This is a genomic window from Cupriavidus sp. Agwp_2, assembly GCF_040784895.1.
GTDB lineage: Bacteria > Pseudomonadota > Gammaproteobacteria > Burkholderiales > Burkholderiaceae > Cupriavidus.
This window is the reverse complement of record NZ_CP088083.1, coordinates 191,143-214,083: the sequence shown is the minus strand read 5'-3', so window position 1 is coordinate 214,083 and position 22,941 is coordinate 191,143. Positions and strand designations below refer to the sequence as shown.

The following is a 22,941-nucleotide window of genomic DNA, read 5'->3' as shown; positions in this document are numbered from 1 at the left end:
ACCACGGATCAGCGAGCGCCGTTGAAGACAGTCCGAGCCTGGCGGATGCGCGGGGATCGCCTGTGTGGCGCTCTCGTCCCGCATCCGTTGCAACGCTCCTCGGAGTGGCGGTATTGTAGCGTGCCCGGCCGCCTTGCGCACTGGCTGCCCCTGATTTCCTGACAGATGAACCCAACGCCACCTCGCACCCTGACCATCGCCGGTTCCGATTCCGGCGGCGGCGCCGGCATCCAGGCCGACCTGAAGACCTTTTCCGCGCTGGGCTGCTTCGGCATGAGCGCCATCACCGCGATCACCGCGCAGAACACGCTGGGCGTGACCCGCGTGCACGCCATCCCCGCCGACATGGTGGCCGCGCAGATCGACGCGGTGGCCGGCGATATCGGCGTGGACGCGGCCAAGACCGGCATGCTGGGCACCGCCGCCATCGTCGAGGCCGTGGCCGCCGCGGCGGACCGGCATGGCATCCGCAAGCTGGTGGTGGATCCGGTGATGATCTCGACCTCGGGCGCGACGCTGTCCGACGACGCCACCACGCAGGCGATGGTGCGGCTGCTGTTCCCGCGCGCGCTGCTGGTCACGCCCAACCTGCCGGAGGCCTCCTACCTGCTGGGCCGCAGGATCGCGCGCCGCGCCGACATGGAACGGGCCGCCGCCGACCTGATCGCGATGGGCTGCCCGGCCGTGCTGCTCAAGGGCGGCCACCTGGAAGACGATGGCGCGGCCGGCATCGCCGGCGGGCTCGACGACCTGCTGATGCTGAAGGACGGCACCGTGCGCGTGTTCACGCACCCGCGCGTCGATACCCGCAACCTGCACGGCACCGGCTGCACGCTGGCAGCGGCGATCGCCTCACAGCTGGCGCGTGGGGATGCACTGGCCGATGCGGCGGGCAAGGCGCTGGATTATGTGGCGCAGGCCATCGCGGCCGGCGCGGGATTGCGGCTGGGCAGCGGCAATGGCCCGCTGAACCACGCCTTCGCGCCGCGTGCGCTGGGCTGAGCGCCAGATGCCGATGCTCACCCATATCGATTTGCGCAGCGATCCCGACGCCGCCTTCTACCTCAAGCACGAAGTGGTCGAGGTGACGTTCGCCACCGAGGCCGGCGAGCTGATCAGCCGCGAAGGCCCCAACCGCTACCAGCCCGGCGATGCGCTGATCACCAGCGCCAGCGGCGACCGCTGGTGCGTGTCGCGCGACCGCTTCGACCCCAAGTACGAAGCCATCCCGCCGCTGGCGCACGGCCAGGACGGCGCCTATCGCAACAAGCCGATCCCGGTACTGGCGCGCGAGATGCACCAGGCCTTCAGCATCGAACGCAGCACCGGTGGCGACGTGCTGCATGGCAATCCGGGCGACTGGCTGATGCAATACGCGCCCGGTGACTATGGCATCACCGAGCGCGCGAGATTCGAACAGGTGTACCGGCCGCTGCAGGACTGAGCGGCCGGATTTTCAGGCGGGAATCAGTTGCCGCCGCTGGACAGCGGCACCAGCTTGAACGCGGCCCGCGCCACGCACACCATGGTGCCAGCCGCATCCTTCACTTCGCCTTCGCAGAAGGCGATGCGCGCGCCGCGGCGCAGGCAGCGCGCCTCCAGCGTCAGCTCGCCGCGCGCGGCGGCCAGGAAGTGAGTCGACATGTCGATGGTGATCACGCCCGTTTCCGTGGGCGCATGCGAACGTGCCGCGCCGCTCAGCGTGAAGTCCAGCGTCGCCATCAGCGTGCCGCCGTGCACGTCGCCGCGGCTGTTCACCAGCTGCGGGTGCGCCGGGAGCCGCGTGCGGCAGTAGCCCTCCTCGATCACCTCCGGCTGCAGGCCGAAATAGCGCATCAGCGGGACATCGATGCCGAAATAGGGCTTTTCAGGCGTGCCGGGGGCGGCGGGGATGATTTCGGGAAGCTGGGTCGACATGGTGGGCGATGCTGGATGGTTGGCGGGGAATGCTGCCCAACATCATAGCGGCGGGGTCCGGTTCGGTTCCCGCAGCTGGGCGAATGTCGCACAAATCTTGGCGACGCGATCCCCTCTCCAAGTGCGGTGTGCCCCCCTCCATCAAGGAGAGAGGGGAGCACACCGGCCCGGGCACAACCCTGCACGCGATCGCGCGCTCAGACCGCCGGGAACAAGCTCATCAGATGCGCGACCGCCGCCTGCACATCGTCGGCCTCGGTCACCGCACGCACCACGGCGGCGCTGCCCACGCCCACGGCCAGCACTTCGCGCATATTCGTGGCATTGACGCCGCCGATGCCGACCAGCGACGGGATCACCGGCTGCATCAGCTTTGCATACGCACGGAAGCGGCCCATGCCTTGCGGCTGGGTCGGCATCACCTTGGTCGTGGTCGGGAAGATCGCGCCCAGCGCCAGGTAGCTCGGGCGGATCGCCGCGACGCGCAGCATCTCGGCGTAACCGTGCGTGGATACGCCCAGCCGCAGCCCGGACGCGCGGATCGCGTCGAGGTTGGCGTCGTCGAGGTCTTCCTGGCCGAGGTGGATGCCGTAGATGCCGCTCTGCGCACCGTTGGCGGCGTGATGGTCGATCGCGGCCTGCCAGTGGTCGTTGATGAACAGGCGCGACGACGAGCCCTGCATGGCCCTGGCCGCGCGCGCGATCTCGGCGCGCACCGCGGCGGGATCGTCGGACTTGAAGCGCAGCTGCACCGTCGGCACGTTCAGCGGCGCCAGGCGCTCGATCCATTCGGCGCTAGGCACCACCACGTACAGCCCCAGCGCGGGGCACGGCGCGAACGGCTCGACGGCCTGCTCCGGCGCCACCAGCGCGGCATGGCGCACGCGCGGGAAACGCGCGAAATCCGATGGCCAGTCGGCCGAGCCCGGCGCCCAGGCGCGCGCCAGCGCCAGCGCGTCATGCGCCGGAAAATGCAGCGACAGGCTCGCCAGCAGCACCGCGACGAACGCGGCCGAATGCGGCTGGTCGCTGTCCGCGGCAACCGAGAACACCCAGGTGCCCATCGGCGAGCGCACCGTGTCGATCCACTGGCCGCCTTCGCGGTCGGTCTCGATCAGCGTGGCGCCGCTGGCGGCGACGCGCGCGATGATTTCCCCGGTGGCTTCGCCGTCGGACAGCAGCACGTCATGCGCACCGGGCTGCGCGGGCGCGTCTTCCAGGCGCCAGGCCTGCCACGGCTTGTCGTCGATGCCGAAGGTCTCGCCATAGTGCTCAAGCACTGCCGCGCGCAGCGGGCCGTCGCTGGGGGCGTGGACGGGGCGGCGGGTCATGCGCGCTGCTCCCGCTGCTCCGCCTCCGCATGCCAGAACGGCATGCCGACCACCGGCGTGCTGGCCTGCGCCACTTCGCGCTCGGGCATCGGGCCGGCCAGGTACGCGGTGCGGCCGGCTTCCACAGCCTGCGCGAACGCGCGCGCCATGTTGACCGGGTAGGCGGCCTGCGCCACCGCGGTGTTGAGCAGCACGCCGTCGTAGCCCCACTCCAGCACCTGCGCCGCATGCGATGGCAGGCCCAGGCCGGCATCGACGATCAGCGGCGTATCCGGCAGGCGCTCGCGCAGCACGCGCATTGCATGCGGATTGACCGCGCCACGGCCGGTGCCGATCGGCGCGGCCCACGGCATCAGCGCCTGGCAGCCGACGTCGAGCAGCCGGCGGCACAGCACCAGGTCCTCGGTGCAGTACGGCAGCACCTTGAAGCCTTCCTTGATCAGGGTCTCGGCCACGGCGGGCAGGTTCAGCGTGTCGGGCTGCAGCGTGTAGTCGTCGCCGATCAGTTCCAGCTTGATCCACGGCGTCTCGAACACCTCGCGCGCCATCATCGAAGTGGTGATGACCTCCTGCGCGGTGAAGCAGCCGGCGGTGTTCGGCAGCACCGGCACGTTCAGCGCCTTGAGCATCTGCCAGAACGCCTGGCCGCCCTCGCCGTCGCCCACCGCGCCCTGGCGGCGCAGTGCGACGGTGATCATGGCCGGCGCGGATGCCTGCACGGCGGCTTCAAGCGTGGCCGGCGACGGATAGCGCGCGGTGCCCAGCAGCAGGCGCGAGCCGAACGACTCGCCATACAGCACGAACGGGTCGCGCAGGGTTTCGGAAGGTTCGAATGTCATGGGGTCAGCCTCCCGTCACGGGTTGCACGAGGTCAATGCGGTCGCCGGCCGCAAGGGGGGTGTTGGCATGCGCGGCGCGCGGCACGAACTGGCCGTTGACCGCCGCGGCAAAAGGGGGCGCGATCTTCGCTACGACCACCGCATCCGCCAGCGTGGCGGATTCGGCAAGGGCGAGGGGTCGGCCGTTGAGCAGGATTTCCATGTCAGTCTTGCGTTAGTGCAGCATCCCGGTGCGCGCGTGCTGCGCGGCCGCCGGCGCTTGCGTCACTGCCTCGATCATGCCGGGCCAGCGCAGCGCGGCAGGCACGGCGTGGGCGGCAGGATCGCCCTTGAGCAACGCGTTCACCACCGCGCACGCGGCCTCGGTGACCGCCGGGGCGATCAGGAAGCCATGGCGGTACAGGCCGTTGACGCGCACCACGCGTGCCCGCTGGTCGACGCGGATCGCCGGCAGGTGGTCGGGGCGCGTGGGGCGGCGTTGCACGTTCAGTTCCAGCACGCGCGCCTCGCCGAAGGCGGGATGCAGCGAATGGGCCGCCGACAGCAGCTCCAGCGCGGAACGCACGCTCATCGGCGAATCGTCCTCGCTTTCCAGCTCGGTCGCGCCGATCACGTACAGGTCATTGGGCTTGGGGGCAATATAGATCGGGTAGCGCGGATGCAGCAGCCGCACCGGACGGTGCAGCTTCACGTCAGGCGCATGCACACGCACCACTTCGCCGCGCAGGCCGCGCAGGCCGGGCGTGGTGCCGCCGGGCTGCGACGGCCACGCCGTGCGCGCACCCAGGCCGCGGCAATCCAGCACAACGTCGGCGCGGATGCCCAGCGTGGGCAGCGTGTCGGCTTCGACCTCACCGGCTTCCCAGACGCAATGCACGCCCTCGCTGACCGCGCACGACAGCAGCGCACGCAGCGCGCCGCGGTTGTCGAGCTGGCCTTCGCCGGCCAGCAGCAGTCCCTGCGGGAAGCGGCCCGCCAGCGCCGGCTCGACTTCGCCCACGCCCTTGCCGTCCAGCGCGCGCAGCCGCTGCGACACCAGTTCGGGCGGCGCTACCGCGCGCATGCGGCTGGTGAACAGCGACATCTCGGCGCGATCGCGCGCATGCCAGACCACCAGCGTGCCGTCTTCCTGGAAAAAGACCGGCTCGGTCAGCTCGGCCAGCCACGCGCGCCACAGGTCGACGCTGGCAATGCCGAGGTCGACGATGCGGCGTTCGGCAATGGCCGACTCCGCCAGTGGTGCCAGCATGGCCGCGGCCACGTAGGCGGCCGAACCCGCGCCGTCCGGCCCCGCGCGCTCCACCAGTGCCACGCGGGCACCGCTGCGCACCAGTTGCCAGGCAGCCAGGCGGCCGGCGAGTCCGGCCCCGAGGATGGCGACGTCAAACGACTGTACTGCTGTCATGAGGGATGTTGTGCCGGGGCATGGGCATGCGGGCATGCGGCCGCGCCGGCCTCCTTGTTGTCAGGGCCGCCGCGCGGGGCGCTGCGCGGCGGCGGAACATACGCGGGCACGGTTGCGACGCCATGCCCGTACTGCCGTGGCCTTACGAGTAGATCTTGCTGCCCTTCTTCAGGAACTCGATCGACTTCTCTTCCATGCCCTGCTGCGCGTCCTTGGGCAGCGACGCCGCGTAGTCGCGCACTTCCTGCGTGATCTTCATCGAGCAGAACTTCGGCCCGCACATCGAGCAGAAGTGGGCGATCTTGGCGCCTTCGGCCGGCAGCGTGGCGTCGTGGTACGAACGCGCGCGTTCCGGGTCCAGGCCCAGGTTGAACTGGTCTTCCCAGCGGAACTCGAAGCGCGCCTTGGACAGCGCGTTGTCGCGCAGCTGCGCGCCCGGCCAGCCCTTGGCAAGATCCGCGGCGTGGGCAGCGATCTTGTAGGTGATGATGCCTTCGCGCACGTCTTCCTTGTCCGGCAGGCCCAGGTGCTCCTTGGGCGTGACGTAGCACAGCATGGCCGTGCCCATCCAGCCGATATTGGCAGCGCCAATGCCGCTGGTGATGTGGTCGTAGCCGGGGGCGATGTCCGTCACCAGCGGTCCCAGGGTATAGAACGGCGCCTCGTAGCAATGCTTGAGTTCTTCGTCCATGTTGGCCTGGATGCGCTGCAGCGGCACGTGGCCCGGGCCTTCGATCATCACCTGCACGTCGTGCTTCCAGGCCTTGGCGGTCAGCTCGCCCAGCGTGCGCAGTTCGCCGAACTGGGCATCGTCGTTGGAATCGGCGATGCAACCCGGACGCAGGCCGTCGCCGAGGCTGAACGACACGTCGTAGGCCTTCATGATCTCGCAGATCTCGTCGAAGTGCGTGTACAGGAAGTTTTCCTTGTGGTGCGCCAGGCACCACTTGGCCATGATCGAACCGCCGCGCGAAACGATGCCCGTGACGCGGTCGGCGGTCAGCGGCACGTAGCGCAGCAGCACGCCGGCGTGGATGGTGAAGTAGTCGACGCCCTGCTCGGCCTGCTCGATCAGCGTGTCGCGGAACATCTCCCAGGTCAGGTCCTCGGCGATGCCGCCGGTCTTGTCCAGCGCCTGGTAGATCGGCACCGTGCCGATGGGCACCGGCGAGTTGCGCAGGATCCATTCACGGGTTTCGTGGATGTGCTTGCCGGTGGACAAGTCCATGATGGTGTCCGCGCCCCAGCGGATCGACCACACCATCTTTTCCACTTCCTCGGCCAGCGACGAGGTCACGGCGGAGTTGCCGAGGTTGCCGTTGATCTTGACGCGGAAATTGCGCCCGATCGCCATCGGCTCCAGCTCGGTGTGGTTGATGTTGGCGGGAATGATCGCGCGGCCCGAGGCGATTTCCTGGCGCACGAATTCCGGCGTCATGTCTTCCGGACGCAGCGGCAGGCCGGCGCCCAGCGCGTTGCCGGGGTGCTGGCGCAGCAGCGCCTTGTACTCGGGCTTGTCGTACAGCGCCTGCAGGTTCAGCGACTCGCGCAGCGCCACGTACTCCATTTCAGGCGTGATGATGCCCTTGCGCGCATAGTGCATCTGCGACACGTTGGCACCGGCCTTGGCCCGGCGCGGGTTGGTCAGCTGGGCAAAGCGCAGGTGCGCGGTGGCCGGGTCGTTGGCGCGGTCGCGGCCGTATTCCGACGACAGGCCCGAAAGAACTTCGGTGTCGCCGCGCTCGTCGATCCACTTGGCGCGCACCGCCGGCAGGCCGGCCTTCAGGTCGATATGCACGTCCGGATCGCTGTACGGGCCCGAGGTGTCGTACACCGGGATCGGCGGATTGGGCATGTCGCCCTTTTCCGTGCGCGTGGAAGTCTGCAGGATCGTGCGCAGCGGCACGCGGATATCCGGACGGCTGCCGGTCAGGTAGGTCTTGCTGGAAGCGGGGTAGGCAAATTTCTGGTCGAGATCGCTCTCGAGCGATTCGAAAGATGCAGCGGGGGCAGTACGGGCCATGGGTGTCGTCCTCTCTCTCTTGCGGGGTGGACGAAACCAGGAGCCCTGTGAGCGCTGCCTGCGGCGTGGTGGCCTGGGCGGCGAGTCCCGGAGGGACAAGAGGCTTGGTCTTGCTGAAACTTCCCACGCCGGTACTAACCGGATCGGGTTCTAAGGGACTCTCTCAGCCGCACGGCCCATCCGTACGGCACCCCTGTTTCATCCAACGGGGTGAATTTAAGCACAGAGCACCGGTGGGCGCCAGTGCCAGTTCCGCGTCGTTTGTGGTGCCACACCTGTGCGCAAAGGTATCGAATCGCGCATGCTGCATCGCAAAAGCCGCCACCAAGCGGACGACCATGCACTCAAACGCCTGTCACGTGCTCTACCATGCAAGAAAAACGGCAAGCATTGAACCGATCCAGGAGACACCCATCATGACCGACGCCGCCACGCACCGCGTCTTCAACCAGGTGCCGGACCTTGCGCACTACAACCTCTTCGGCTGCGATCCTTTCGTTCGCGCCGCGCTGGAACGCCTTGGTGGCGGCTGGCATGCCGATGCGCTGGGGCAGTTCGGCGCGCGGCTGGGCGAGCCGGAAGTGCAGCAATGGGCGGCCGACGCGAATCGCCATGCACCCGAACTGCACACGCACAGCCGCACCGGCGAGCGCATCGATTCGGTGGAATTCCACCCGAGCTGGCACGCGCTGCTGTCGCTGCTGCGCAGCCAGCAATTGCAGGCCCTGCCCTTCGCGCAGCCGCGCGCCGGCGCGTGGAGCGCGCGCACCGCGGGCTACTTCCTGCAGGCGCAGGTGGAATGCGGCTCGCTGTGCCCGACCACCATGACCCTTGCCAGCATCCCGGTGCTGCGCAAGGAAACCGCGCTCTTCGCCGAACTCGAACCCCGCCTGTACGCGAACGAGCACGATGCGCGCGACCTGCCCTGGCGCGACAAGACAGCAATCATGATCGGCATGGGCATGACGGAGAAACAGGGCGGCTCGGACGTGCGCGCCAACACCACCGTGGCGCGCGCCGTGCGCGGTGAAGGCCGTGGCGCGGAATATGCGCTGACCGGGCACAAGTGGTTCTTCTCGGCGCCGATGTGCGATGCGCACCTGGTGGTGGCGCGCATGGGCGCCGAAGACGGCCCGCTGTCGTGCTTCTTCGTGCCGCGCTTCCGCGACGACGGCAGCAAGAACCCGATCCAGATCCAGCGCCTGAAGGACAAGCTCGGCAACCGCTCCAACTCCAGCAGCGAAGTCGAGTTCCGCGACGCCACCGGCATCCTGATCGGCGAGGAAGGGCGCGGCATCCCCACCATCATCGAGATGGCGACCAACACACGGCTCGACTGCGTGATCGGCAGCTCGGCGATCCTGCGCGCGGCCTTCGTGCAGGCGCTGCACCATACCCGCCACCGCAGCGCCTTCGGCCGCCTGCTGGCCGACCAGCCGCTGATGCGCAACGTGCTGGCCGACCTGGCGCTGGAATCCGAAGCGGCCTCGCTGCTGATGATGGAACTGGGCCATGCCTTCGAGCAGGCCGAGGGCGACAACCCTGACCCGCTCGCCGCAGCGTGGAAGCGCGTGGTCACGCCCGCGGCCAAGTTCTGGATCTGCAAGCGCGCCATCGAGGCCACCGGCGAGGCGATGGAAGTCTGGGGCGGCAACGGCTACGTGGAAGAAAGCCCGATGGCGCGGCTGTACCGCGAAGCGCCGGTCAACTCGATCTGGGAGGGCTCGGGCAACATCATGTGCCTGGACGTGCTGCGGGCGATCCAGCGCAACCCCGACGACGGTTCGCGCCTGCTGCAGAACCTGCAGCGCCGCGCCGGCGGCCATCCCGCAGTGCGCGCTGAACTGGCGTCGCTGCAGGCGCTGCTGCACGAGGCGCCGGAGCATCTGGAAGCCAACGCGCGCCGCTTTGCGCAAGGATTGGTGCTGACCACGCAGGCGGCGCTGATGCTGGCGCATGCCGATGCGGAGAATGCGGAGCTATTCGTCGCCAGCCGCCTGGGGCGGCAGCATGGGCGCGTGTTCGGCACGTTGGATGCCGAGGCGGAGGCCCTGAAGCGGGTGGCTTCTCGCGGCTTCGAAGGCTAACCCTGCACGCGTTCCAGTCCCTGCCTCACGCCTCCATCGACTCCAGCGCGCGCAGCATCACCCGCGGCGCATAGCGGATCAGGTCATGCGCGCGCTCGCCGATCATGATCGCGGGCGCGTTGGTGTTGCCGCCGACCAGCGTCGGCATCACCGAGGCATCGACCACGCGCAGCCCCTCCACGCCGCGTACGCGCAACTGCGGATCGACCACCGCCATCGCGTCCATGCCCATGCGGCAAGTGCCGACAGGGTGATAGATCGAGTCGGCATGCGCGCGGATCATCTCGCGCACATCGGCATCGTCGCTGCCGTCGGCAAGCAGGTGCCCGGAGTACAGCTCGCGCCCGCCGAAGCTGGCCAGCTGCGGCTGCGCGAAGATCCGGCGCACGATGCGCACGCCGGCGACCATGTCGTCGAGATCGCGCACATCGCTGAGGTAGCGCGGGTCGATCAGCGGCGCCTCGCGGATATCGGCCGATGCCAGCCGCACCTCGCCGCGGCTGCGCGGACGCAGCACGCACACATGGCACGAATAGCCGTGGCCGAAGTTGAGCCGGCGCATGTGGTTGTCGGCCATGCCGACGACGAAATGCAGCTGCAGGTCGGCCTCGGCCAGTTCGGGGCGGCTGCGGACAAAGCCGCCGGCCTCGGCAAAGTTGCTCGACAGCATGCCGGTGCGCTCGCGCCGGTAGCGCAGGATTTCCGACAACAGGGTGATCAATCCGCTAAACGACACGCCGAACAACTCAGGCGCCGCCACGCGCTTGTGCAGGATGATGTCGAGATGGTCCTGCAGGTTGGCGCCCACGCCGGGCAGGTCGTGGACCACGTCGATACCCAGCTCGAGCAGCTGCGCCGCGGGCCCGACGCCCGACACCATCAGCAACTGCGGGGAGCCGAAGGAGCCGGCGCAGACGATCACGTCGCGTCGTGCGCGCAGCAGTTGCTGGCGTCCGTCACGCGTGACCAGCACGCCCGCCGCATGGCGGCCCTCGAAGACGATGCGCAGTGCCTGCGTGCCGGTCAGCACCTGCAGGCGCGCGCGCCCGCCGTTGCAGGCCTTGTCGCGCGCGTTGCCGCCGTGCAGGTAGGCGCGCGCCGCGTTCCAGCGCTCGCCGGCATGCTGCGTGACCTGGTACCAGCCCACGCCCTCCTGCTCTTCGCCGTTGAAGTCGTCGTTGCGGACAATGCCTGCCTGCTGCGCGGCCTCGATAAAGCGCTCGGCGAAGGGATTGGGCGTGCGCAGGTCCGACACATGAAGCGGGCCATTGCCGCCATGCAGCGGATCGTCGTCGCTGCCGGCGAGGCGTTCATTGCATTCCGAGCGGCGGAAATACGGCAGCACGTCGTCCCATGACCAGCCGTCGCAGCCGGCGGCGGCCCAGTCGTCGTAATCGGCGGGACGCCCGCGCGTGTAGACCATCGCGTTGATCGACGAGCTTCCCCCCAGGCCGCGGCCGCGCGGCTGGTAGCCACGGCGGCCGTTGAGTCCTGGCTGTGGCACGGTTTCGTAGGCGTAGTTGCGCGCGCCGGCGCGCGGCAGCATGGCGACGCATGCGGCGGGTGTGCGTACCAGCACATGGTGGTCGTGCTGGCCGGCTTCGACAAGGGCAATGGTGTCGTCCCCGCTGTCGGCCAGGCGTCCGGCCAGCGCACAGCCCGCCGATCCCGCGCCGACGATGACGTAGTCGTAGGTGGTTTCCATCTGTCTCCCCGCGTGTCCGCAGGCGGCGAGAGTCAGCCGGGCCAGCGGATGGCAAGCCGTGAAATTCAGTGTAGGCGCTAGCCTGAGCGGGGGTGAAGGGTTGCGGCGTGCCGGCGTTGTCGGCCAGGCGGGGTGGTTGAAATGCCGATGGGAACCAGGCCTCCATGGCCTCGGCCGGCATGCCGCTTTACCGTGCGGCGATTGTGGCGTGGTCCTGGGGCCGGCGATCGCCGCTGGCCTCCATGTGCTGCGCGCGGCAGCCGGCGCGCCATCCCGATGTCCGGAGGTGACGCGACCGCTGCGCTTCTGGCCTGCGGGTCAGGACACCAGCATCGGCCGCCCGAGCATGCGCGCCAGCACCGCCTCGGGTGAGTGGGTATGGTCGGAAATCGCCTGGGGATCGAGGTAGATGGTCTGCTCCATCATCGCGCGCCCGCGCATGGCGGCGTGCAGCAGCTGGTCGCTGAACACGATCCAGGTCGAACCGGGCGGGAAGTGGAACTCCTGCTGCGGCACGTCGCGCTGGTAGTCCAGGTCGGCCTTTGCCAGGTCGTGCAGCTGCAGCATGCGATGGTCGTATTCCGAGCGCTTGCGCTTGGTGATATGCAGCAGCTTCATCAACGCCGCCTGTCCCGGCCACATGCCGTGCGTCTTCGGCACGAACTTCTGCGCGAAATCGCCGAAGGGCTCGCCCACGCGCCACACCCGCGCCGCGGCCGGGTCGATGTTGTGGAACACGCGCAGCAGGCGCTTGCCCAGCATGGGGTTGGACGGGAAAGAATCGACGTGCAGGCGGGTGTCGTCCTTGCGCCAGCTGACCGGGCGACCGGCGATCTCGCTGGGGCGCAGCGAGGTGCCGGCGCGGGTCATGTGGGGGATGTATTCCGGGAACAGCGTGCGGATCAGCGACTCGCTGTTGTCGGCGTAGCGGCGGATCAGCGTGTAGAGGTCGGACAGGTCCTGCCGGGTGCCCTGCGCGCCGCGCACCTCGGTGTCGTTGGCGCGCAGGTTGATGTTCTTGGATTTGCCGTCGGAATAGCGGGCGTCCAGGAAACGTTCCTCGCCGGGTTCGAAGTGGAACTTCAGGTCAGGGAAGTACAGCACGGCGCCCTGCTCCAGCTCGCGGCGCAGCGTGGCGCGAACCTCGGCCGACACCTGCGGGGCCCAGTCGGTGTAGGGCTGCGGGCGGATCAGGTCGAGATTGCCTCCGGCCGCGGAACGGGCCGGCGCGGTGGCAGTGGAAATGGCTGATGCTGCGGGCATGGCAATCCTCTGGGGACGGGCCCCCGTGAAGGAATTTTATGGTGATGGGATTTTACTACCTGGTTGTTTGGGTGGCGATTGGGGCGCAGGGGTGGGGTTTTCTTGCATGGTGGAGTTCTGGCCTGGTGACAGGCTGTCGGCTGTTTTAGCGTCTGCTATCGCTGTTGGTGACATGCTGTCGGCTGTTGAACCGCCTGGTTCCGCCCTCCTGGGCGGGTCACTTTTTGTCCGAGCGACAAAAAGTAACCAAAAAGCGCGTTTACGGCCCTGCGGGCGGCCACTCTTATGGTAGTGGGCGGGGCTTTCGTACGGGGCTTTGCTTCGTTGCAGGGCAGGACTGCCTGACGCCGTGGTGCGCCGCGGTGGCCTGGGATTAAAGCGATGTTTGAACTAGCCCAGAGCTGGGCGTGGCCCCTGCTGCTGGCGGCATGGTAGGAACGCCTACGGCTGCGCTGCGCGCCGGCCCTAAGGGCAGGGCTGCCGCCCACGTCCTCGCCCCGGCTTCGGGCGCGGCGTCTTTCACAACGGCGCTGTGGGAGCGCAGCGACGCACTCCGTGCTCGAACCCCCGACCTATACAGAGCGCGCGCAGCGCAGCCGTAGGCGTCCCCGCGTTGACACCGGCAGCAGGCGGCCTACGCCCTGCATGGGGATCGTCCAATAGTGGGTCGACGCAGCCACGATCCCAAACTCACCTGGCGTAGCAGGTCCGAACCACTTGCCACATCGAACGGCAATCACCACCGCCCGACCCACCCACGCCGCCAAATTGCTAGCCAGCCGCTCAGGCGACGCGTTTTTTGGTTACTTTTTGTCGCTCGGACAAAAAGTGACCCGCCCAGGAGGGCGGAACCAGGCGGTTCAACGGCCGACAGCATGTCATCAACACCGACAGCGGGCGCTTAAACAGCCAACAGCATGTCACGATGCATCGACCGACCACCAAAAACAAAAAACCCCACCAACCCTAACGGGCCAGCAGGGCTTGCCGAAGTCAGAAGCGCCGGAGTCCAGCGTCCGGACTCCGAAGTACCACTTACAGCCCAGCAGCAGCTCGCAAAGCAGCCGCCTTATCCGTAGCTTCCCACGAGAATTCCGGCTCTTCGCGGCCAAAGTGGCCATAGGCGGCAGTCTTCTCATAGATCGGACGCAGCAGATCCAGCATCTGCACGATGCCCTTCGGCCGCAGGTCAAAATGCTCCTGCACCAGCTCGGCAATCTTGGCGTCCGGGATCTTGCCGGTGCCTTCGGTGTAGACCGTCACGTTGATCGGACGCGCCACGCCGATGGCATAGCTCACCTGCACCTGGCACTGGCGCGCCAGGCCCGAGGCCACCACGTTCTTCGCCACGTAGCGCGCCGCGTAGGCAGCCGAACGATCCACCTTGGACGGATCCTTGCCCGAAAATGCACCGCCACCATGCGGCGAAGCGCCACCATAGGTATCGACAATGATCTTGCGCCCGGTCAGGCCGCAGTCGCCCTGCGGGCCGCCGATCACGAAACGCCCGGTCGGATTCACCAGATACTTGGTTTCCTTCAGCATCTCGGCCGGCAGCACCGGCTTGATGATCTCTTCGATCACGGCTTCGCGAATCTGCGCCTGGGTGATATCCGGCGAATGCTGCGTCGACAGCACCACGGTATCCACGCTGTGCGGCTTGCCGTCGACATAGCGCACAGTCACCTGCGACTTGGCGTCCGGACGCAGCCAGGGCAGGCGGCCGTCGCGGCGCAGCAGCGACTGGCGTTCAACCAGGCGGTGCGCATAATAAATCGGGAAAGGCATCAGTTCCGGCGTCTCATCGCACGCGTAGCCGAACATCAGGCCCTGGTCGCCGGCACCCTGGTTCAGGTAGTCGTCAGAGGCACGGTCCACGCCCTGGGCGATGTCCGGGGACTGCTTGTCATAGGCCACCAGCACGGCGCAGCCCTTGTAGTCGATGCCGTATTCGGTGTTGTCGTAGCCGATGCGCTTGATCGTGTCGCGCGCGATCTGGATGTAGTCGACGTTGGCGGTCGTGGTGATTTCCCCTGCCAGCACCACCAGCCCCGTGTTGCAAAGCGTCTCGGCAGCCACACGCGCGTACTTGTCCTGCGCCAGGATGGCGTCCAGGACGGCGTCGGAAATCTGGTCGGCGACCTTGTCGGGATGGCCTTCGGAAACCGATTCCGAAGTAAAAAGGAAGTCGTTTGCCACGAACTTATTCTCCAGGTTGGCTATTGCGTGCCACCCGGTCGGGTTCATGGCGGCGACGCTTTAGCGGTATTTAAGGCAGCCCGGTTAGAGCCGCATCGCCCCGCAAGTTGTCAGTTAACTCGGCGATACACGCTATTATACGCGCCTGCCGGGCTCGTTGCAGCGCGCCAAAGGCGCCGACGCAACACGCTGCCGCCACGGCATGCCGTTTGCCCGGATTACGGCAAGTCGGCGCGGAACTGAATACCGCGCCGAAAAAACGCCGGTTTTGACCTGTTGCAGCCCGGACTGCAAGCCACGCCCGATGACCTTTCTTTTCTGGCTGATCTCCCGTTTCCCGCTGCGCGTACTGCATGCCGCAGGCGGCGCGCTTGGACTACTCGCAGCACGGCTGCCCGGCCGCTACGGCCAGCGCCTGAGTGAAAATTTCCGCCTGGCGTTCCCTGACGCCACGCAAGAGATGCTCGATGAAGCCGCCCGCTCCGCCGGGCGCATGATGATCGAGATGCCCTATTTCTGGAGCCGCAAGAAGATTGGCGCGCGGCTGTATGGCTTCGACGACTACATGTGGCCGGCACTGGAACAGCTGCAGGCCCGCGGCAAGGGCCTGATCATCCTGACGCCCCACCTGGGTTGCTTTGAAGTGCTGCCGCAGTCCCACGCGCTGGTGCGCCCGGTCACGGCACTGTTCAAGCCGCCACACCAGCCCTGGCTGCGCGACTGGATCGAAAAGATGCGCACCCGGCCCAATATGCACATGGCGCCGGCCACGCCGCGCGGCGTGCGCATGCTGGTCAAGGCGCTCAAGCGAGGCCAGGCGGTGGGTATCCTGCCGGACCAGGTACCCAGCGGCGGCGAGGGCAACTGGGCGCCGTTCTTCGGCAAGCCGGCCTACACGATGGCGCTGGTACACCGGCTGCAGCAGCTGACCGGCGCGCCGGTGGTCGCGGTCTTTGCGGAGCGGCTGCCGAAGGGCGCGGGTTATCGCGCGCACCTGCACGTGCTCAACGAGGGCGCCATGCTGCCGGATGACCCTGCCGAAGCGGCCGCGGTGATCAACCAGGCCGTCGAGACCCTGGTAAGGCTGTGTCCCACCCAGTACCTGTGGGGATACAGCCGCTACAAGGGACCCGCAGCAGCCCCCAGCCGCAGCACCGAGCCGAGCACCGACCAATCGATGTCATGAGCCGCGTGTTCACCTGGCTCGGCATCGGCCTGCTGACGGTGCTGGGCAAGCTGCCATATCCGTTCGTCGCCCGCTTCGGCGAAGGGCTGGGCAGCCTGCTCTACCTGGTTCCCGGCGAACGCCGCCGCGTGGTGCAGGCCAACCTGCGCCTGTGCTTTCCGGACAAGACCGAGGCCGAGATCGACGAACTGGCGCGCCAGAGCTTCCGCACCCTGTTCCGCAGCTTTGCCGAGCGCGGCATCTTCTGGACCGGCAACGAAGCGCAGATGCGCCGCTGGGTCCAGATCGACGACCAGGCCGACCTGGTGTCGCTGGACGGCACGCCGCACATCCTGGTCACGCTGCACCTGTCGGGCGTCGAGGCCGGCGCGATCCGGCTGACCATCCACCTGCGCGAGCACGTGGGGCGTTCCGGCGCCTCGCTGTACACCAGGCAGAAGAACGACCTGTTCGATGGCTTCCTCAAGCACGCGCGCGGCCGCTTCGGCGCCAACATGATTTCGCGCAACGACAGCGCGCGCGATATCCTGCGCTGCCTGAAGAAGGGCGAAGCGCTGCAGCTGATCGCCGACATGGACTTCGGCGAACGCGATTCGGAATTCGTGCCGTTCTTTGGCGTGCAGGCGATGACGCTGACCTCGGTGTCGCGGCTGGCGCGCCTGACCGGCGCCAAGGTGGTGCCGATCTACACCGAGATGCTGCCCGACTACCAGGGCTACGTGCTGCGCATCCTGCCTGCCTGGGACAACTACCCCGGAGAAAGCGTCACCGACGACACGCGCCGCATGAACGCCTTCTTCGAGGACTGCATCCGCCCGCGCGTGCATGAGTACTACTGGGTGCACAAGCGCTTCAAGCACCGCCTGCCGGGCGAACCCGATATCTACTGAGCGCCGGCCGAGGGCGGCAGCAATTCGCGCGGCCCGCGGCTACAATCCCCACCATGAAACTCCAGTTCACCAAGATGCATGGCGCCGGCAACGACTTTGTCGTGCTCGACGGCATCCACCAGCAGATCGACCTGACCCCCGCGCAGTGGCGCGCGCTCGCCAGCCGGCATTTCGGCGTGGGCGCCGACCAGATGCTGGTGGTCGAGAAACCGTCGCGCGGCGATGTCGACTTCCGCTACCGCATCTTCAATGCCGACGGCAGCGAGGTCGAGCATTGCGGCAACGGCGCGCGCTGCTTCGTGCGTTTTGTCAGCGACAAGGGCATGACCGACAAGCGCTCGGTGCGCGTGGAGGTGATGAAGGGCGTGATTACGCTGACGCTGCAGGACGACGGCCAGGTCACCGTCGACATGGGCGCGCCCGAGCTGGAACCAGCCCAGGTGCCGTTTCGTGCCGAGGGCCTGCCGACCCGGGCGGAAGGCGTGGATACGGCCTACGGCCTGGAGGTCAATGGCCGCACCGCCTGGATCTCGGCCGTGTCGATGGGCAACCCGCACGCGGTGCAGGTGGTCGAAGACGTCGAGAACTTCCCGGTGCTGCAGGACGGCCCGGTGATCGAGCAGCACGCCAGCTTCCCCAACCGCGTCAATGCCGGCTTCATGCAGGTGCAGGACCGCAACACCATCCGCCTGCGCGTCTACGAGCGCGGCGCCGGCGAGACGCTGGCCTGCGGCACCGGCGCCTGCGCGGCCGTGGTCGCCGGCATCCGGCGCGGCCTGCTGGATTCGCCGGTCAGGGTGCATACCCACGGCGGCGACCTGAGCATTGCCTGGGACGGCGGCGCCGAACCGGTGCGCATGACCGGCCCGGCGACCACGGTGTTCGAAGGCACCATTGACCTGGCGACCCTGCCGGCCTGACCATAGGGGCAGCGCGCCCCACGACACCGCCCGCATCCATTCCGGCCCACGCGGGGCGCCCATTCCCTGATCTTGCAGGTCATACCGATGGAGCGCCCATGCCGCTGGACGATTTCCGCATCACGACGGGCAAGCGATTCCGCCTTGCCGACTTCCCCCCCGGCAGCAAGCCGCTGTCAAGCGGCAACAAGGCCGAGGACCTGGCCCGCATCGCCGAACTGGGCGAGGGCCTGGACGCACAACAGGACATCTTCTACGCCGAACACCGCCGCAAACTGCTGGTCGTGCTGCAAGGCATGGACACCAGCGGCAAGGACGGAACGGTGCGCGGCGTGTTCCGCAGCTTCGATCCGCTCGGCATCCGCGTGGTCGGCTTCAAGGCGCCTACGCCCATTGAACTGGCGCGCGACTACCTGTGGCGCATCCACCTTCAGGTGCCCAGGGCCGGCGAGATCGTGGTGTTCAACCGCAGCCACTATGAAGACGTGCTGGTCACGCGCGTGCATGGCTGGATCGACAATACCGAAACCGAACGGCGCTTCCGCCAGATCCGGGACTTCGAGGCAATGCTGACCGAGACCGGCACCACCATTGTCAAATGCTTCCTGCATATTTCGCGCGACGAGCAGAAGGCGCGGCTGGAGGCGCGGCTGGCAGACCCGGAAAAGCACTGGAAATTCGACACCGGCGACCTCGCCGAGCGCAAGTACTGGAAGGCCTACATGGATGCGTACGAGGCCGCGATCATGGCGACCAGCACGCCGGAATGCCCGTGGTACGTGGTGCCGGCCGATTCCAAGACGCACCGCAACCTGATGGTGGCGGAGATCCTGACGCAGGTGTTCGAGGACCTGAAGCCCGCCTACCCGCCGCCCAAGCCGGAACTGGCGAACGTCAAGGTCGAGTAGCGCGCCTGGCCGACGGATGGCGGCCGGGCTCAGCCGCCGTTGCCGCGATGCACGTCGTGCGTGACGAACGGGTGCTCGCGGCTGGGCATGGCCAGCCAGTGCGGATGGCGCAGCGTCTGGCGGATATCGTCCAGGCCGCTGCTCCAGTGCTCGTTCATGGTCAGCAGGCCGAACTGGTAGTCCTTGGCCAGGTTCTCGAATGACTTGTCGCGGTAGATCAGCTGGATCACGTTGCGGCGCGCGTCGCAGGCCTGCTCGGCGGCGCGGCGGTACCACTCGCTGTTGCGCTTGGACTGCGGCACCAGCGCCATCACTTCGTTGAGCATGCGGCGCATGTTCTGCTGCTCGCGCATGTAGTCGGTGATGGCCCGGGTGCGGCTGGAATACTGGATGTCCTTCTGCCGCTCGGCGACGTCGACCAGATCGTGCGGCAGCTTGCCGCGCGCGCTCCACAGGTCGACCTGGAAGATCAGCGCGTCGCGACGCGGCTGCGCGGTCAGCACCTCGGCCAGCGGGGTGTTGGAGACCAGGCCGCCATCCCAATAGTACTCACCGTCGATCTCCACCGCCGGAAAGCCCGGCGGCAGCGCGCCCGAGGCCATGAAATGCTCGGGGCAGAGCTTGTCGCGGGTGTTGTCGAAGTAGGCGAAATTGCCGGTGCGTACATTGACCGCGCCTACCGAGACCCGCATCAGGTCGGGGCGATGGTTGATCAGGTCGAAGTCGGCGAAGCGCTCCAGCGTCGCCTTCAGCGGCGAGGTGTCGTAGAAGCTGGCGCGAGTGGGATCGGCAAAGCGCGTCACCAGCTCCGGCCAGCTGCGCGGCTGGAAGAAACCGCGCTGGCCTTCGACCATCGCGCGCGCTGCGTGCAGGCCATCGAACCAGATGCGCAGCGGCTCGGGCCAGCTCTCGGCGCTATCGGTCAGCCAGGTGGGCGACAGGCTGGGCAGCCACGGCTGCGCGCAGATGTGTTCCCAGAACGCGCGCAGTTGTTCGATGCGGCGCTCCGGCGGATTGCCGGCGATCACCGCGGCATTGAGCGCGCCGATGGAAATGCCCGCGACCCAGTTCGGGTAGATGCCGCCTTCGGCCAGGCCCTGGTACACGCCGGCCTGGTAGGCGCCGAGCGCACCGCCGCCCTGCAGCACCAGCGCGCGCACGGCGTAGGCTTCATGCGGCGGCCGGTCGGGCGCCTTCGCGTCCTGGCGCACCGGCTTGCGCGGGCGCACCTGCGCGCCGCGCTCGGCGAGCGAATCGCCGTTGCCGTTGCCGTTGCCGATGGCCTTTGCCGCTTCCCGTTCCGTCTCCTTCGCTGCTGCCGATGCCGGTTGCCGCCCTGCCCGTTCCTGCCGCTCTTTTGCCGCCACGCCACGCCCCCTGCCGAATGGATACTCCGCCTGCCCTGGATCGTTGCAGCGCCCGGCGCGTCAGCGCGCGCGGGCGCAAGGCGCCGTCAGACGCCGTAGCGCTGGCGGTAGGCCGACACGGCCTCGCGCGAAGTTGCCAGCGACTGGTCCTGCGACGCGTCGAGGTAGGCCAGCAGGTCCTTCAGGCTGGCGATCGCGATCACGGGGATGCCGAATTCGCGCTGCACGTCCTGCACTGCCGAATGCGTGCCGACTTGCTCGGCCGTCCCGCTCTTCTCCATGCGGTCCAGCGCGATCAGCACCGCGGCCGGCTCGGCGCCGGCGGCGCGGATCAGGTTGACCGATTCGCGCACCGAGGTGCCGGCGGAAATGACGTCGTCGACGATGACGACCTTGCCCTGCAGCCTGGCGCCGACCAGCGTGCCGCCTTCGCCATGGTCCTTGGCTTCCTTGCGGTTGTAGGCGAAGCCGACGTCACGTCCCATGCCCGCCAGCGCCACCGCGGTTGCCGAGGCCAGCGTGATGCCCTTGTAGGCCGGCCCGAACAGCACGTCGAACTGCACGCCCGAGGCCAGCAGGGTTTTCGCATAGAATTGCGCCACCTCGCCGAGCATCGCGCCCTGGTTGAACAGGCCTGCATTGAAGAAGTAAGGCGACTTGCGGCCGGCCTTTGTGACGAATTCGCCAAACGACAGGACGCCGGCATCGAGCGCAAAGCGGATGAAGGTCTGGCTCAGGTCGGTACCCTGCATGCCCTCGGACAAGGCGGCCGGCGTGTTCTGCTGCGTCATCATTTCTCTCTGAATTCAAAATTTCCCCGAATGTTACGGATTATCAGCGCCAACCTCAACGGCATCCGCTCCGCGTCCAAGAAGGGCTTTTTCGACTGGATGGGCAAGCAGGACGCGGACATGGTCTGCGTGCAGGAACTGAAGGCCCAGGCGGCCGACATGACCGAAGCGTTCCTGGCGCCACATGGCTACCATGGCTTCTTCCACTATGCGGAGAAGAAAGGCTACAGCGGCGTGGGCCTGTACACCCGACACAAGCCTGAGCGTGTCATCACCGGGTTCGGCAACAGCGAGTTCGATGGCGAAGGCCGCTATGTGGAAGTGCAGTACCCGCACCTCGCGGTGATCTCGGTGTACGTGCCGTCCGGTTCGAGCGGCGAGGAACGCCAGCTCGCCAAGTTCCGCTTCATGGAGGCCTTCCTGCCCCACCTGCTGCAGCTGAAGGCCAGCGGGCGCGAGATCGTGCTATGCGGTGACGTCAACATCGCGCACAAGGAAATCGACATCAGGAACTGGAAGGGCAACCTGAAGAACTCGGGCTTCCTGCCGGAAGAACGCGCCTGGATCGGCGAGTTGTTCGATGTTCACGGCTACGTGGATGTGTTCCGCAAGCTCGACCCGCGTCCGGACCAGTACACGTGGTGGAGCAACCGCGGGCAGGCTTACGCCAAGAACGTGGGGTGGCGTATCGATTACCACCTGGCGACGCCAAAGATCGCCGACACCGCGCAGCTGTGCTCGATCTACAAGGACGAGAAGTTCAGCGACCACGCGCCGCTGTCAATCGACTACGACTTTCCGCTCTGAGCGCGGCGAGCAGGCCGCCCGGACCTGCACGAGCAGTGCCGGGTGGCGGTCGAGCAACTTCAGCAGCATTGACACCGCCGCCGAAGATCCCGGCGGCTTTGCGCTGATCCAGAGGCAGATCGCAATAATCCAATCGGTACAAACCCCTGCGACCGACCCCCATCCCCGCTACAATGCAGGTTCTCCCCTGCCCGGCAGGAGATGTTCCGCATTCACGCGCGCATTCACGCGTTTTCTCCGCGTATCCCCGCATTTCATAGAGCGAGTCCGCCATGGTTTTCAAAGTGTTCGTCGATGGTCAGGAAGGCACGACCGGTCTCCGGCTGCTTGACTATCTTTCCGGTCGTTCCGACGTGGAACTGCTGCGCATTGCCGATGACAAGCGCAAGGATCCGGCCGAGCGAGCACGCTTCCTGAACGCCGCCGACGTCGCCTTCCTGTGCCTGCCGGACGTGGCTTCGCGCGAGGCGGTATCGCTGGTGACCAACCCGAATACTTGCGTGATCGACGCCAGCACGGCGTTCCGCACCACCGACAGCTGGGCCTATGGCCTGCCGGAGCTGGTGCGCGGCCAGCGCGAGAAGATCCGCGCCAGCAAGCGCATCGCGGTGCCGGGGTGCCACGCCAGCGCCTTCGTGCTGGCCGTGCGTCCGCTGGTGGATGCCGGCGTGATGCCGCGCGACTACCCGGTGTCGGCGTTCTCGCTGACCGGCTACAGCGGCGGCGGCAAGAAGATGATTGCCGACTTCGAGGCCGGCGGTAACCCGAAGCTGCACAGCCCGCGCAAGTACGCACTGGGGCTGCAGCACAAGCACCTGCCCGAGATGCGGGTGCAGGGCGGCCTGTCGTCGGACCCGATCTTCAACCCGATCGTCGGCAATTTCCTGAAGGGCCTGGCGGTGACGGTGCCGGTGTTCGCGGATCGCCTGGCGCGCAAGGTGAGCCCCGAGCAGATCGTCGACATCTACCGCAAGCACTATGAAGGCGAGCAGTTCGTGCGCGTGATGCCTTACAACAGCGACGACAACCTCGACGACGGTTTCTTCGATGTGCAGGCCAACAATGACACCAACCGTGTCGACCTGTTCGTGTTCGGCACGCCCGAGCGCCTGAACCTGGTCGCGCGCCTGGACAACCTGGGCAAGGGCGCGGCCGGCGCGGCGGTGCAATGCATGAACGTGCATGTCGGCGCCGACGAGGCCACCGGGCTGCAGGCCTGATAAAGCTGCTTCCTAAACACAAGAAAGCCGGCACTGCCGGCTTTTTTGTTGGCTGACGGCGGGCGCGGCTTACGGGCGCGGCT

The 22,941-nt window shown here is 67.4% G+C and carries 20 protein-coding genes and 2 riboswitches; of the genes, 9 read left to right on the top strand and 11 right to left on the bottom strand.

The window, feature by feature from the left end; all coding sequences use genetic code 11:
• Nucleotides 1-6: 6 nt before the first annotated feature.
• Nucleotides 7-107: riboswitch (S-adenosyl-L-homocysteine riboswitch) on the bottom strand.
• A gap of 58 nt (nucleotides 108-165) precedes the next feature.
• Nucleotides 166-1,002: a bifunctional hydroxymethylpyrimidine kinase/phosphomethylpyrimidine kinase gene (gene thiD / locus LPA45_RS00995; protein ID WP_367394783.1), complete on the top strand. Its 837-nt coding sequence runs from the start codon at nucleotides 166-168 to the stop codon at nucleotides 1,000-1,002.
• Nucleotides 1,003-1,009: 7 nt separating this feature from the next.
• Nucleotides 1,010-1,444, top strand: a complete 435-nt coding sequence (locus LPA45_RS00990) for a PGDYG domain-containing protein (RefSeq protein ID WP_367394782.1) — start codon at nucleotides 1,010-1,012, stop codon at nucleotides 1,442-1,444.
• Between the two features lie 23 nt (nucleotides 1,445-1,467).
• Here LPA45_RS00990 and LPA45_RS00985 read toward each other — a convergent pair whose 3' ends face one another.
• The 6 genes from LPA45_RS00985 to thiC all read right to left on the bottom strand — a co-directional run bounded on the left by LPA45_RS00985 (nucleotide 1,468) and on the right by thiC (nucleotide 7,515).
• The gene (locus LPA45_RS00985) at nucleotides 1,468-1,917 is read right to left on the bottom strand and encodes a PaaI family thioesterase (protein WP_367394781.1); all 450 of its coding nucleotides are present in this window, start codon (nucleotides 1,915-1,917) and stop codon (nucleotides 1,468-1,470) included.
• 197 nt (nucleotides 1,918-2,114) lie between these two features.
• Complete coding sequence (locus LPA45_RS00980) at nucleotides 2,115-3,248, bottom strand: thiamine phosphate synthase (protein ID WP_367394780.1); 1,134 nt, start codon at nucleotides 3,246-3,248, stop codon at nucleotides 2,115-2,117.
• On the bottom strand, nucleotides 3,245-4,087 hold the full coding sequence (locus tag LPA45_RS00975) for a thiazole synthase (protein ID WP_116316906.1): 843 nt from the start codon (nucleotides 4,085-4,087) through the stop codon (nucleotides 3,245-3,247). The genes LPA45_RS00980 and LPA45_RS00975 overlap by 4 nt, the downstream gene beginning before the upstream one ends.
• 4 nt (nucleotides 4,088-4,091) lie before the next feature.
• Entirely contained in the window at nucleotides 4,092-4,289 is a 198-nt protein-coding gene (gene thiS, locus LPA45_RS00970; protein ID WP_029047356.1) for a sulfur carrier protein ThiS, read from the bottom strand.
• 12 nt (nucleotides 4,290-4,301) lie between these two features.
• Nucleotides 4,302-5,492, bottom strand: a complete 1,191-nt coding sequence (locus LPA45_RS00965) for an FAD-dependent oxidoreductase (RefSeq protein WP_317920465.1) — start codon at nucleotides 5,490-5,492, stop codon at nucleotides 4,302-4,304.
• Between the two features lie 142 nt (nucleotides 5,493-5,634).
• Nucleotides 5,635-7,515 (bottom strand): phosphomethylpyrimidine synthase ThiC, encoded by a 1,881-nt coding sequence (gene thiC, locus LPA45_RS00960; RefSeq protein ID WP_116316904.1) that lies wholly within the window; start codon nucleotides 7,513-7,515, stop codon nucleotides 5,635-5,637.
• A 103-nt stretch (nucleotides 7,516-7,618) separates the two neighbouring features.
• A riboswitch (TPP riboswitch) is annotated at nucleotides 7,619-7,720 on the bottom strand.
• A gap of 211 nt (nucleotides 7,721-7,931) precedes the next feature.
• Between thiC and LPA45_RS00955 the strand changes: the two genes are divergently transcribed.
• On the top strand, nucleotides 7,932-9,602 hold the full coding sequence (locus LPA45_RS00955; protein WP_367394779.1) for an acyl-CoA dehydrogenase family protein: 1,671 nt from the start codon (nucleotides 7,932-7,934) through the stop codon (nucleotides 9,600-9,602).
• A 25-nt stretch (nucleotides 9,603-9,627) separates the two neighbouring features.
• On the opposite strand, the gene LPA45_RS00950 is transcribed toward LPA45_RS00955, so the two are convergent.
• From LPA45_RS00950 to metK, 3 genes are all read right to left on the bottom strand, one after another.
• Nucleotides 9,628-11,307 carry a GMC family oxidoreductase gene (locus LPA45_RS00950; RefSeq protein ID WP_367394778.1) on the bottom strand — a complete coding sequence of 560 codons (1,680 nt, stop codon included), beginning with the start codon at nucleotides 11,305-11,307 and terminating at the stop codon, nucleotides 9,628-9,630.
• 318 nt (nucleotides 11,308-11,625) lie between these two features.
• Nucleotides 11,626-12,570: a Kdo hydroxylase family protein gene (locus tag LPA45_RS00945; protein ID WP_367394777.1), complete on the bottom strand. Its 945-nt coding sequence runs from the start codon at nucleotides 12,568-12,570 to the stop codon at nucleotides 11,626-11,628.
• Nucleotides 12,571-13,605: 1,035 nt separating this feature from the next.
• Nucleotides 13,606-14,769 (bottom strand): methionine adenosyltransferase, encoded by a 1,164-nt coding sequence (metK, locus tag LPA45_RS00940; RefSeq protein WP_029047350.1) that lies wholly within the window; start codon nucleotides 14,767-14,769, stop codon nucleotides 13,606-13,608.
• Nucleotides 14,770-15,073: 304 nt separating this feature from the next.
• Between metK and LPA45_RS00935 the strand changes: the two genes are divergently transcribed.
• From LPA45_RS00935 to LPA45_RS00920, 4 genes are all read left to right on the top strand, one after another.
• Nucleotides 15,074-15,955 carry a lysophospholipid acyltransferase family protein gene (locus LPA45_RS00935; protein WP_317924286.1) on the top strand — a complete coding sequence of 294 codons (882 nt, stop codon included), beginning with the start codon at nucleotides 15,074-15,076 and terminating at the stop codon, nucleotides 15,953-15,955.
• The gene (locus tag LPA45_RS00930; RefSeq protein WP_116316899.1) at nucleotides 15,952-16,845 is read left to right on the top strand and encodes a lipid A biosynthesis lauroyl acyltransferase; all 894 of its coding nucleotides are present in this window, start codon (nucleotides 15,952-15,954) and stop codon (nucleotides 16,843-16,845) included. The genes LPA45_RS00935 and LPA45_RS00930 overlap by 4 nt, the downstream gene beginning before the upstream one ends.
• 53 nt (nucleotides 16,846-16,898) lie before the next feature.
• Complete coding sequence (gene dapF, locus LPA45_RS00925; RefSeq protein WP_116316898.1) at nucleotides 16,899-17,765, top strand: diaminopimelate epimerase; 867 nt, start codon at nucleotides 16,899-16,901, stop codon at nucleotides 17,763-17,765.
• 98 nt (nucleotides 17,766-17,863) lie between these two features.
• Entirely contained in the window at nucleotides 17,864-18,673 is an 810-nt protein-coding gene (locus LPA45_RS00920; protein ID WP_367394776.1) for a polyphosphate kinase 2 family protein, read from the top strand.
• Between the two features lie 29 nt (nucleotides 18,674-18,702).
• On the opposite strand, the gene LPA45_RS00915 is transcribed toward LPA45_RS00920, so the two are convergent.
• A complete protein-coding gene (locus LPA45_RS00915; protein WP_317924283.1) occupies nucleotides 18,703-20,040 on the bottom strand; it encodes a patatin-like phospholipase family protein in 1,338 nt (445 codons plus the stop codon).
• Nucleotides 20,041-20,126: 86 nt separating this feature from the next.
• Nucleotides 20,127-20,831, bottom strand: a complete 705-nt coding sequence (pyrE, locus tag LPA45_RS00910; protein WP_376790652.1) for an orotate phosphoribosyltransferase — start codon at nucleotides 20,829-20,831, stop codon at nucleotides 20,127-20,129.
• A 30-nt stretch (nucleotides 20,832-20,861) separates the two neighbouring features.
• Between pyrE and LPA45_RS00905 the strand changes: the two genes are divergently transcribed.
• Together LPA45_RS00905 and argC are read left to right on the top strand one after the other, a co-directional pair.
• Nucleotides 20,862-21,638: an exodeoxyribonuclease III gene (locus LPA45_RS00905; RefSeq protein ID WP_116316894.1), complete on the top strand. Its 777-nt coding sequence runs from the start codon at nucleotides 20,862-20,864 to the stop codon at nucleotides 21,636-21,638.
• A gap of 272 nt (nucleotides 21,639-21,910) precedes the next feature.
• Complete coding sequence (gene argC, locus LPA45_RS00900; RefSeq protein ID WP_116316893.1) at nucleotides 21,911-22,858, top strand: N-acetyl-gamma-glutamyl-phosphate reductase; 948 nt, start codon at nucleotides 21,911-21,913, stop codon at nucleotides 22,856-22,858.
• The last annotated feature ends 83 nt before the right edge of the window (nucleotides 22,859-22,941 follow it).